This is a genomic window from Formosa sejongensis (genome assembly GCF_033447105.1).
Classification (GTDB): Bacteria; Bacteroidota; Bacteroidia; order Flavobacteriales; family Flavobacteriaceae; genus Formosa.
The window spans coordinates 216,146-229,176 of record NZ_JAWQUN010000003.1; the positions used below are offsets into that span (position 1 = coordinate 216,146).

A 13,031-nucleotide genomic window follows, 5' to 3' on the forward strand; every position below is an offset into this window, starting at 1 on the left:
GGCTGGCCTATCGAAAATTTATTGTAAAATTTGAAGTGAAAGTATCATAAAATTTAAAGCTGTTTGAGCTAATCGAATGTATTTATCCCTGTTGATTTTTAATAGCGAGTTCTTTAAATTTAGATGGTGAACGAAAAATTTAGATAAAAGTTCGTAAGCCTAGATTTTTTTTGGCTTGGTTTATCCAGAGCGAAGTCGAAGGATCTTTTTATCAATGAAAAAAATGAACATATAATTATATTTATGACACGATTGATTTAAAAACTGAAATCTAGTCTACTTCTATTTACTTTTTTGACCAACAAACTGTTGGTTTTTAGACTTAAATAACACATTAAACGTCGTTAAACTGCCGTATATTCTTGTAATATATTGTTGTAAATCTACTTTTTCTTGAGCATCTAAATTACTAGAATTCACTTTTTGCTCCATAACACGCAAGCGATCCCTAACCATTATTATTTTACTAAAAAAAGAATCAATTGGAATTTCCTTTTCTTGAAGATTACGATCTCCGGGTTGTAAGACCAAAGTTCCCCCTTTCCATTTATCTGCAATTGGTATAATCTCACTCACATCGCTATATGTTTTCAAAATATGTTTCAAGGAACGCTCTACATCATAAAAACTAACGGTATCTAAATCTTGTGAGTCGGCGGCTTCTATAATATCAAATTCAGCATCAAGGGAAATTGTTTCCAATCCGTTTTCAATAAAAGTCACCCAATACGCTGTAGAAGTCACGTTTGTAATTACACCTTTTCCAAATTCAGAATGATTGATTCTTGATCCAATTGCTAGTAATTTCATAAGTCGATATTTTAAACAAGTGTAGTGAAAATTTCAGAAAAACGAATAGGAATTGATATCAATTTAAACTTCTAAATGAAATAATTTTCTTACATATTAATTTAAAATCCTTGTGAAATTCAAATTCAAATGATAATATTTACTAATTTTGATTAAACAACTAACTTAATTAACATGGATGACAATTTATTAAAATCTTTGAGCAATTATATCACTCCAGACTTAATTACACAGGCCTCAGAAACTTTAGGAGAATCAGAAACTGGTGTTTTTAATGCCATCTCTATATCTATACCTACACTTTTAAACGGATTGCTTAATAATGTAAACGATACCACTGTAATTGATAACGTTATAAATCTTGCCAACCACAAGAATTTTGACGCTTCAGCTACCCTTTCAAGTTTACCAACATTACTTACAGACAAAAGAAATGAATCTACATTAGAAGCTGGAACCAGCATGTTAAACCTCCTTTTCGGAAGTCAACAATCTAAATTATTTGATATTTTAGGAAATGAATCAGGAGTAAAAAAGACATCCATTTCCCGTTTATTACTAATGGCTGCACCTCTATTTCTAGCTTATATTCGGAAATCTGGCTATGATTCTAGTCGCTTAATAAAAACGTTGAATGCCGAAAAAGACGACATACAAAAAAACGTCCCTACTGGATTAAACGCCTTATTTGCTAAAAATAAAATGTTAAAAACTGAAGTTAAAGCTAAAATTAAAACGCCTAAAAAGAAGTCTGTAGAGTCTGCTAAACCTAGATGGATTTTACCATTCTTAATTTTTGTTGCCGCCTTACTCTTATTTTACTTAATGAGAGAGGGTGATGGAGAGCCTAATATGCCAATCATTCCAGAGCACATTCCGACAACATTACAAGAACCTATTGAGCCTTTAATTAAGGATACAAAAACTAAAATAACGTTACCTAATGGCACTACTTTTAAAGTCTATAATTTAGGTTTAGAAAGTAGTTTAAGCACTTGGTTGGCTAACCCAGAAAATGTAATAGACAAAAACACTTTGTTTGATTTCGATGGATTATTATTCCCTGTTGCAGAAGCTAAACTTTTACCTGAATCTCAAGTTCAGCTAAAAAACTTGGTAGATATTTTAAATGCGTATCCAAATACTACCATTAGAATTGAAGGGTATACAGATAATACTAGAGATCCAGACTTCAATTTAAAATTATCTGAGGACCGTGCACAAAACGTAGTAACAGAAATAATAGTTATGGGAATAGATCCTAAACGTTTATCTGCAGAAGGTTATGGAGAACAACATCCTGTAGCTACTAACGATACTGAAGAAGGACAAGCGCAAAACAGAAGAATTGTAATGCGTGTAACAAATAAATAACCTTTCTTATAAATATATATTTAAGCTGATGTGAACTGCATCAGCTTTTTTTGTGCGCTATACCCAAGTTAAAATAGGGTTCTATATTTAACAATTTACTAAGACCACACACGCTTCCTTTTTAAACTGAAAATCTGTATATTTGAAACTTTGCATTTCTATGAGCAATTTCGAAGAACATATTGAAGTTAAAGGTGCCCGCGTGCACAACTTAAAAAACATTGACGTTTCTATTCCTAGAAACAAACTGGTTGTAATTACTGGTTTATCGGGAAGTGGAAAATCGTCTTTAGCTTTCGACACTATTTATGCCGAAGGCCAACGGCGTTATATTGAAACGTTTTCTTCTTATGCGCGTCAGTTTTTAGGTGGATTAGAACGTCCTGATGTCGATAAAATAGATGGTCTTTCTCCTGTAATTGCCATAGAACAAAAAACGACAAGCAAATCGCCACGATCTACCGTAGGAACGATTACTGAGATTTACGATTTTTTACGTTTGTTATATGCTAGAGCTAGTGATGCTTACAGTTATAACACTGGCGAACAAATGGTAAGTTATAGCGACGAGCAGATTAAAAATTTAATTACTGAAGAGTATCAGGGAAAACGGATAAACATTCTTTCACCTGTAATACGATCTAGAAAAGGACACTATCGCGAATTATTCGAACACATCGCTAAACAAGGCTTTGTAAAAGTAAGAACCGATGGCGAAATTCGCGACCTTGTGAAAGGCATGAAGTTAGATCGTTATAAAATGCATGATATTGAAATTGTTATCGATCGTTTAAAAATTGATAATAATGCAGATAATGATAAACGCCTGTCCGAAACTATTAACACAGCCATGTATCATGGCGATGATGTTTTAATGGTTATCGATCAAGACACGAATGAAGCTCGCTATTTTAGTCGTTTACTTATGTGCCCATCGACAGGGATTTCTTATCCAAATCCTGAGCCTAATAATTTCTCATTCAATTCACCAAAAGGAGCTTGTCCGAAATGTAATGGAATTGGGCAACTATATCAGGTAAACGAAAATAAAATAATTCCTGATCCTAAGCTTTCAATTAAAGCAGGCGCTTTAGCACCACACGGACCAGAAAAAAATAGCTGGATTTTTAAGCAATTACAACTGATTGCTCAGCATTTCAATTTTAATTTAACAGACCCTTACAAGGATATTCCTGAGGCTGCTAAGCAAATGATTTTATACGGCGGAAAAGAGAAGTTTTCTGTTGAAAGTAAAACCTTAGGCATCACCCGAGATTACAAAATAGATTTTGAAGGTGTAGCTAATTTTATCGAAAGTCAGTATGAAAATGCACAGACAACAACTTTAAAACGATGGGCTAAGGAATACATGGACAAGGTAGATTGCGAGGTTTGTGAAGGCACACGACTTAGAAAGGAATCCTTATATTTTAAAGTAAATAGTCTAAACATAGCCGAATTAGCGAACAAGGACATTAGTGATTTATCTGTTTGGTTTAAAGACTTAAGCTCACATTTATCGTCTAAACAGCTTCAAATTGGAGAAGAAATAATAAAAGAAATTAGTACGCGACTTCAGTTTTTATTAGATGTAGGTTTAGATTATTTATCGTTAAATCGAGGTTCTAAATCGCTCTCTGGTGGTGAAGCTCAACGTATCCGATTGGCGACACAAATTGGATCGCAATTAGTTGGTGTACTTTATATATTAGACGAACCAAGTATTGGATTACACCAGCGAGACAACGAAAAATTAATAAATTCGCTATTAGCACTTCGCGATGTTGGGAATTCTGTTATTGTGGTAGAGCACGATAAAGACATGATAGAACGAGCCGATTATGTTATAGATATTGGTCCAAAAGCAGGACGTTATGGTGGCGAAATTATCAGTGAAGGCACACCTGCAGAATTACTAAAACAACATACTTTAACAGCTGATTATTTAAACGGTACCAAAAAAATTGAAATTCCCGAGAAACGTCGTGAAGGTAACGGCTTAACCTTAACCTTGAAAGGCTGTACCGGAAATAATTTAAAAAATGTAAGTGTTTCATTTCCGTTAGGAAAAATGATAGGAGTAACTGGCGTATCAGGAAGTGGAAAATCTACTTTGATAAATGAAACCCTCTACCCTATTCTAAACGCATATTATTTTAATGGCGTAAAAAAACCAATGCCCTATAAAAGCATAAAAGGTTTAGAGAATTTAGACAAAGTTATAGACATTAACCAATCCCCAATAGGAAGAACACCTAGAAGTAATCCAGCAACATATACAGGTGTTTTTGGAGAAATTAGAAGTCTTTTTGCTAAGATTCCTGAAGCTATGATTCGTGGTTATAAACCAGGAAGGTTTAGTTTTAATGTAAAAGGCGGACGTTGTGAAACCTGCCAAGGAGGCGGTTTGCGTGTCATAGAAATGAACTTTTTACCAGATGTTTATGTAGAATGCGAAACTTGCCAAGGAAAGCGATTTAACAGAGAAACATTGGAAATTAGATATAAAGGGAAATCGATTAGCGATGTGTTAAACATGACTATTAATGAAGCCGTTCCATTTTTCGAGCTTATTCCTAAAATTCATAAGAAAGTAAAAACCATTCAAGATGTTGGATTGGGTTATATTACACTCGGACAACAAAGCACAACGCTTTCGGGAGGAGAAGCACAACGCATAAAATTAGCGACAGAATTAAGTAAACGCGACACAGGAAATACATTTTATATTTTAGACGAACCTACAACTGGACTTCATTTTGAAGACATTCGTGTACTTATGATAGTCCTTAACAAATTAGTAAACAAAGGTAATACGGTATTGATTATTGAGCATAATTTGGATGTTATAAAAACCGTAGACCATATTATAGATATTGGTTATGAAGGCGGAAAAGGCGGTGGAAAAGTTATCGTTGAAGGCACACCAGAAGAGGTCGCAAAACACAAAAAAAGTTATACAGCACAATTCCTTAAAAAAGAATTAAATTAGACTAGAAGATTATATTATGAAAAAAGAACAACATCCAAAAGGTTGGAATGAAATAAAAACAAACGATTCATGGGCTATTTTTAAAATCATGGGCGAGTTTGTAAATGGTTTTGAAAAAATGAGTACAATTGGTCCTTGCGTTTCTATTTTCGGTTCTGCAAGAACTAAACCCGATGATAAATATTACCAATTAGCAGAACGTGTTGCAACTAAAATTGTAAACGAAGGTTATGGCGTTATTACTGGCGGTGGTCCTGGAATTATGGAAGCCGGAAATAAAGGAGCCCATTTAGGTGGTGGTACATCGGTTGGATTAAATATTGTATTACCTTTCGAACAACACGACAATCCGTATATAGATCCTGATAAAAGCTTAGATTTCGATTACTTTTTTGTTAGGAAATTAATGTTTGTTAAATACTCTCAAGGCTTCGTAGTTCTTCCTGGAGGTTTCGGAACTTTAGATGAATTGTTCGAATCTATCACTTTAATTCAAACAGGAAAAATTGAACGTTTCCCAATTATATTGGTCGGAAAAGAATATTGGGAAGGTTTATTCGACTGGATTAAATCTACTATGTTAGAAAATCACGGTACAATTAGTGCTAAAGATTTAGATTTAATTAATATAGTTGACACTGAAGATGAAGTAGTTGTAGTTCTAAACGAATTCTACAATAACTCTAATCATAGCCTGAATTTTTAACATAAATAACTGCATTAACTTCGTTTAAAAATATATCTTTCAAACAGTATCAATTTATGAAACTCTTAGAGAGCCATCAACTAAATTATACTATAAAAAAAAAGAAGATTGTAGAATTAAAAAATTAAAAAAGTAGCTTGAGATTTCGAAGTATTTGCTTTACCCTATTCCTTTTAACGAATTTGGCTGCTTACTGTCAAAATAAAATTGACGTTAAGGCATACTTTGATGTGGCGACTAAACAAATACACATTTCTCAAACTATTCAATATAAAAACACAACACAAGATACGCTTCATGCGATATATTTAAATGATTGGGCCAATAGTTATTCTACAAAAACAACGCCTTTAGCGAAGCGTTTTACACAAGAATACAAGACCAATTTTCATTTTGCTAAAAATCACGATCGTGGTTTTACTGCTGTAACAAGCGTAACTCAAAACAACCACGATCTTGAATTTAATCGCGTTAAAAATCATCCTGACGTATTAAAAATAAAACTTCCGGAACCTTTACAAGGTGGTGAAACCTACACTCTAAATTTGCATTATATTGTTCAAGTTCCTAGCGATAATTTTACGCGTTATGGTTGGACTAATACTGATGATTTTAACTTAAGATATTGGTACATGACGCCTGCCGTTTATAACGGAAAATGGAATTATTACAGTAACAAAGATCTGGATGATTTGTATATTCCTCCATCTGATTTGCATTTAGAAATTAAATTTCCGAGTTATTATACTTTAATATCGCAATTAGAAACTACAAATACTCAGATAAAAAATGAGTACACTACTATTTCTTTAGAAAGTAAAAACAGTATTGATTCAAAATTATTTCTAAAAAAAGTATCCGATTTTAATATCACTGGAAACGAATCTTTTTCTGTAATCACAAACATTAATGACGACAATATAAATGAAATTGAAAGGATTATAATTACCGATAAGATTATAACTTTTATAACTGATAATTTTGGTGATTATCCGCATGAAAAATTACTGCTTTCGGAAATAGATTATAAAAAAAATCCTATTTACGGTCTGAATCAATTACCCAATTTCATTAGACCTTTTCCTAATAATTTTCATTACGAGCTTAAACTTATTAAAACAGCTTTAAACAATTATTTTGAAAATATTTTATTGATAAACCCAAGAGAAGATTATTGGTTAAATGATGGCTTACAAATCTATTATTTAATGAAATATGTAGATGCATATTACCCAAATATGAAGCTTTTCGGAACACTTTCAAATATTTGGGGAATTCGATCTTTTCATGCAACTCAACTTCAATTTAACGATCAATATACCTTTTTGTATATGCATATGGCACGTTCAAATCTAGATCAGCCATTAACAATGCCTAAAGATTCTTTATTAAAATTCAACTCTAATATTGCGAGTAAATATAAGGCTGGTTTGGGTTTAAAGTATTTAAGCGATTATTTAAATAACGATATTGTTCAAGGATCTATAGATAGTTATATCTCTTTATACAAGCAAAAATTATCGTCTACAAAAGATTTTGAAACCCTTTTACGTTGTAGTACAAACAAAAATGTCGATTGGTTTTTTAACGATTATGTCTCTACTCGAGAAAAAATAGATTATAAAATTAAAGGCTACGATATTGTTGGAGATTCTATAGAAGTAACGATTAAAAACAAGAGACATAACAGCATGCCTATTCCTTTATTTGGAATAAAAAACGATAGTATTGTTTACAAAACATGGATAGACAATATAACAGAAACCGATAAAGTTACCATTCCAAAAGACAGTATAGATAAACTGGTTTTAAACTACGATATGGTTGTACCTGAATATAATTTAAGAGACGATTGGAAATCCTTAAAAGGCTTTTTATTCAACAACAAACCGGTACAATTTAGACTCTTTAAAGACATTGAAGATCCGTATTACAATCAGGTGTTTTTTATACCAGAGTTCTCTTATAATTATTATGATGGTTTCTCCCCTGGAATACGTTTATACAACAAAACTGCTCTCCCTAAAGCCTTTTTATACAGTGTTAGTCCGAGGTATGCGATTAAAAGTAAACAAGTTGTTGGAAACTTAAGTTTAAATTACACCCATCGTTTAGAAGATAAAGATCTGTATTATATTAAGTATGGCTTCTCTGGTGCCTATTCTCATTATGCACCCGATTTATCCTATACATCCTTTACGCCATACATAAATTTAAGGATTAGAAATAATGATGATTTCAGAGATAATGAATACCAATATTTAACTTTTAGATATGTTAGTATTGCAAGAGAAGACGATCCTTCTTACCAATACAACCAGGAAGGTGTACCAGATTACAACGTGTTTAATATACGTTACGGAAATGTAGACCCGAATTTAAAAAACTTTTTCTCAGGTTATACAGATTTTCAATTGGCTGAAGGATTTGGAAAAATCGCTGTGAATTTTGAATACCGAAAACTAACAGAAAATAATAGATACTATAATCTTCGCCTCTTTGCAGGAACCTTTTTATACAATAATACTTACGAAACATCCGACTATTTTAGTTTCGCCTTAGATCGACCAACCGATTATTTATTTGACTATAATTATTTAGGAAGATCAGAAGAAACGGGAGTTTTAAGTCAACAATTAATAATTGCTGAAGGTGGATTTAAATCGAAATTAAATCCAGCATTTGCTAATCAATGGATTACAACCTTAAATGCGGGAACAACAATTTGGAAATATCTTGAAGTTTATGGAGATGTTGGTTTTGTTAAAAACCATAATCAATCTGCGAAATTTGTCTACGATACTGGTTTTCGTTTAAATATTATTACCGATTACTTCGAATTATACTTCCCTGTATATTCTAATTTAGGGTGGGAAATTACACAACCTCAGTACAACGAGAAAATTAGATTTATAGTCACTTTATCTCCTAAAACATTATTCGGATTATTCAAGAGGCGTTGGTATTAAATTGCTGAACTTAATTAATAGATTGTCAGTAAATTTTCGATATTCTATGAATTCAACATTAAAACAATTATAAACGCTCAGTTTACTAGAAATACTATATTCTATTAAGTCGTGTTTGAATTGTAATAATCATTTTATTTGCATAAATTTGTACTTCATTCCAATCCCAAAAACAACATGCAGATAGAACCTAAAACTATGAAAGGACTTTCTTTTGAAGATTTTAAAGCCGAAGTTTTAAATGATTACAAAATTGCAGTTACCTCTCGTGAGTGTAGTTTACTAGGTAGACGAGAAGTGCTTACCGGTAAAGCGAAATTCGGAATATTTGGTGGAGGAAAAGAAGTTGCTCAATTAGCAATGGCTAAAGCATTTAAAAACGGGGACTTCCGTTCTGGTTATTATCGTGACCAAACCTTTATGATGGCTATTGGACAACTCACTATCGAGCAGTTCTTCTCTGGATTATATGCCAACACCAATATAGAAAAAGAACCCATGTCTGCAGGTAGACAAATGGGTGGGCATTTTGCCACACATAGTTTAGATGAAAATGGGAATTGGAAAAATCTAACAAAACAAAAAAATTCAAGCGCAGATATATCTCCTACTGCTGGTCAAATGCCACGTCTATTAGGATTGGCTCAAGCCTCTAAAATTTACAGACATGTAAAAGGTATATATACCAAGAATTTTTCAGACAACGGAAATGAAGTTGCATGGGGAACTATTGGAAATGCCAGTACAAGTGAAGGTGTGTTTTTCGAAACTATAAACGCTGCAGGCGTTCTGCAAGTCCCTATGATTGTTAGTGTATGGGACGATGATTATGGTATATCTGTACATGCTAAACATCAAACTACAAAAGAAAATATATCTGAAATTCTAAAAGGATTTCAACGTGACGAAAACAGTAACGGTTTAGAAATTTTTCGTGTTCATGGTTGGGATTACCCTAACCTAGTTGAAACGTATCAAAAAGCGAGTAAAATTTCTAGAGAACAACATGTTCCTGTTTTAATTCATGTAAACGAATTAACACAACCTCAAGGACACTCGACTTCAGGATCTCACGAACGTTATAAAGATGGAGATCGTTTAGCGTGGGAAATCACTAACGATTGTAATACCAAAATGAGAAAATGGGTTATTTCTAACAGTTTTGCGACTGATGAAGAACTAACAGAACTTGAAAAAGGTGTTAAAAGAGAGGTTCGAGAAGGCAGAAAAACCTCTTGGGCGCAATTTGTTGGCCCGATTAATAAAGATAAAGCAGAAGCTTTAAACATATTAAGACAAGTCGCAAATAAAAGCACAAATAAAGTTTTTATACTTAAAATCATACAAGATCTTGATGTTATTGAAGAGCCTGTTAAACGTGATATTATAGTTGCTGCTCGTAAAACATTACGATATATAATCGATGATGAAACGCCAGAAAAAGAGAGACTTTTGCAATGGATCGATAAATATTTCGAAAAAGTACAGCCTCTTTACAGTTCGCATTTATACAGTGAAGGAAATAAGTCTGTAAAATATATTGCAGAAGTAAAACCTATTTATGCAGAAGATGCTGAAAATGTAGATGGACGTTTAATTATTAGAGATAATTTTGATGCAATACTTAGTAAATATCCTGAGACCTTAATTTTTGGAGAAGATTCTGGAAATATCGGAGATGTTAACCAAGGTCTAGAGGGTATGCAAGAAAAATATGGCGAATTACGTGTTGCCGATGTTGGTATTCGTGAAGCCACTATTCTTGGACAAGGTATAGGTATGGCAATGCGCGGACTTAGACCAATAGCAGAAATTCAGTATTTAGATTACTTATTGTACGCGATTCAAATTATTAGTGATGACTTAGCAACGTTACAATACAGAACAAAAGGACGCCAAAAAGCACCTTTAATTATACGTACTCGTGGACACCGTTTAGAGGGTGTTTGGCACTCTGGTTCTCCAATGGGAGGTATTATTAACCTAGTACGTGGTATTCATGTTTTGGTTCCTAGAAACATGACTAAAGCTGCAGGATTCTACAATACTTTATTAGAATCGGACGAGCCTGCATTAATTGTAGAATGTTTAAATGGTTACCGTTTAAAAGAGAAAAAACCTTCAAATTTCGGATTGTTTAAAACACCGCTTGGTGTGGTAGAAACACTACGTGAAGGTGAAGACATTACATTAGTATCTTACGGTTCTACATTGCGAATTGTGGAGCAAGCAGCTAAAGATTTAATGGAAGTTGGTATTCAAGCAGAAGTTATTGATGTGCAATCGCTTTTACCTTTCGATTTAAATCACGATATCGTAAAAAGTGTTGAAAAAACAAATCGTTTATTAATTATAGACGAAGATGTTCCTGGTGGTGCTTCTGCATATATTTTAAATGAAGTTTTGAATACTCAAAACGCATATGATTATTTAGATAGTAAGCCAAAAACATTAACGTCTAAACCACACCGTCCCGCATATGGTACAGATGGCGATTACTTCTCTAAACCTTCATTAGAAGATATTTTTGAAACTGTTTACCAGATCATGCACGAATCAAACCCTAGTAAATATCACAAATTAAGATAGTTTTAAATATTCATTTTAATTCCTTTTTTAAGCATTATGACCATTAAATTATTGGCCATTGGAAAAACAGACAATAAACTTTTACAAGGTTTAATTGATGATTACCAAAAACGTCTCGGATTTTATATAAAGTTTGAATTTGAAATCATTCCTGATTTAAAAAAGGTTAAAAACCTAAGTGAGGAGCAACAAAAACAAAAGGAAGGCGAGCTTATTCTAGGAAAGCTAAATGCTACCGATGTGCTTATTCTTTTAGATGAAAATGGGAAACAAATGGATTCTGTTGGATTTTCAAACTATCTTCAAAAACACATGAATTCGGGGATTAAACAATTGGTTTTTGTAATTGGTGGTCCTTATGGATTTTCTGCAGACGTATATGCTAAGGCATTAGGAAAAATTTCACTTTCAAAAATGACTTTTTCTCATCAAATGATTCGTTTATTTATTATCGAACAAGTTTACAGAGCATTCACTATTCTTAAAAACGAACCGTATCATCACCGTTGATTTTTTTTTAAATAGCTTTCTTTTAGTTCTTATTTAGTTTTCTAGCACCTATTTTATAACCAATAGCTAATTTGGCTTTTGTTAGGTTAAAACTATAATTATTACCAAAACCTAAATCTGTTGAATATACTCCTCCACCGTAAATTAAACTCACATAATACAGCTTAACGTTATACCCTAATGCAAAGGTGTAATCTACCTTATAAATCATAGGATTAGACGGTTTATAAGTATCATCTTGCAACGTAACATGTTTATACATCAGACCAATTCCAGGCATTAAGTTACATGAAGCCATAAAATTATATGGTAATTTAAACACAGACATAAGACCTCCTAAAACACCTATAGCAGCACTATTATAACGTTTAATATGAGCTTGTTCATTAAAATAATCATCATCATAAGGTTCGTCTAAAATATTTCCTTCTGCAGAAAAATAATCGTAAAAAGCAAAAGCACCTAAACCACCGGTTATATAAACTTTTCGATCTAACTTGTCTAATCCTGCCTTTAACATGGAATAAGAAAATTCTATATCTGGCACAGTGTGCAAAACATTAAAACCAACGGTTACCGATTTAATATCGTCCCTAAACACAAAAGGTTCATCGAAATTATTTCTAACATTATACCCTTTATAAGTCTGAACATAGAAATTAACGTAGTTCTTTTTTGCTAAAATACTGGTTCCTTGCATATCGAACCTATTTGTAATGTTCTCTTTGTTTGTTTTTAAATTAAAGGCAATATCTATTAACAACTTGCTACTTGCAAATCCAAAACCAATTCCGTATTTGTTATTTGGAACATATCGCGATTTAAAATCGTCTTCATTACCTATTCTAAATTGTTTTAATTTATAATTAGAAAATAAACGAATGGAGTAATTATCAATATTATGGTCTATAAACAGTTTGTCTACTAGCTGATAAAAATTTAACGTATCAAGTTCTTTCAAAATCTGAGATTGCATAGACATTGAACTCGATATGAGTAACAGTAATATGATAAGCCGTTTAATCATAAATGAAATGCACTTAATTTAGAAGTCCTGTTTAGTGTTTTTTTGTAGGAGGTA

8 protein-coding genes are annotated in these 13,031 nt (G+C 32.6%); 6 read left to right on the top strand and 2 right to left on the bottom strand.

The features are described from left to right. Positions 1–282 precede the first annotated feature (282 nt). Complete coding sequence (locus tag R6X41_RS05035) at positions 283–810, bottom strand: DUF8685 domain-containing protein (protein ID WP_318498037.1); 528 nt, start codon at positions 808–810, stop codon at positions 283–285. 174 nt (positions 811–984) lie between these two features. Between R6X41_RS05035 and R6X41_RS05040 the strand changes: the two genes are divergently transcribed. The 6 genes from R6X41_RS05040 (at position 985) to rlmH (ending at position 11,950) form a co-directional block, all read left to right on the top strand. Then, entirely contained in the window at positions 985–2,184 is a 1,200-nt protein-coding gene (locus R6X41_RS05040; protein ID WP_318498039.1) for an OmpA family protein, read from the top strand. 160 nt (positions 2,185–2,344) lie between these two features. Then, a complete protein-coding gene (gene uvrA, locus R6X41_RS05045) occupies positions 2,345–5,176 on the top strand; it encodes an excinuclease ABC subunit UvrA (RefSeq protein ID WP_318498041.1) in 2,832 nt (943 codons plus the stop codon). A gap of 16 nt (positions 5,177–5,192) precedes the next feature. Then, positions 5,193–5,882, top strand: a complete 690-nt coding sequence (locus R6X41_RS05050) for an LOG family protein (RefSeq protein WP_318498042.1) — start codon at positions 5,193–5,195, stop codon at positions 5,880–5,882. Positions 5,883–6,112: 230 nt separating this feature from the next. Further along, on the top strand, positions 6,113–8,851 hold the full coding sequence (locus tag R6X41_RS05055; protein WP_318498044.1) for a gluzincin family metallopeptidase: 2,739 nt from the start codon (positions 6,113–6,115) through the stop codon (positions 8,849–8,851). A 177-nt stretch (positions 8,852–9,028) separates the two neighbouring features. After that, positions 9,029–11,440, top strand: coding sequence for an alpha-ketoacid dehydrogenase subunit alpha/beta (locus R6X41_RS05060; RefSeq protein WP_318498046.1), 2,412 nt, complete (start codon positions 9,029–9,031; stop codon positions 11,438–11,440). A gap of 36 nt (positions 11,441–11,476) precedes the next feature. Then, a complete protein-coding gene (gene rlmH, locus R6X41_RS05065) occupies positions 11,477–11,950 on the top strand; it encodes a 23S rRNA (pseudouridine(1915)-N(3))-methyltransferase RlmH (RefSeq protein WP_318498048.1) in 474 nt (157 codons plus the stop codon). 22 nt (positions 11,951–11,972) lie between these two features. On the opposite strand, the gene R6X41_RS05070 is transcribed toward rlmH, so the two are convergent. Then, on the bottom strand, positions 11,973–12,926 hold the full coding sequence (locus R6X41_RS05070) for a DUF4421 family protein (RefSeq protein WP_318498049.1): 954 nt from the start codon (positions 12,924–12,926) through the stop codon (positions 11,973–11,975). Positions 12,927–13,031: the final 105 nt, after the last annotated feature.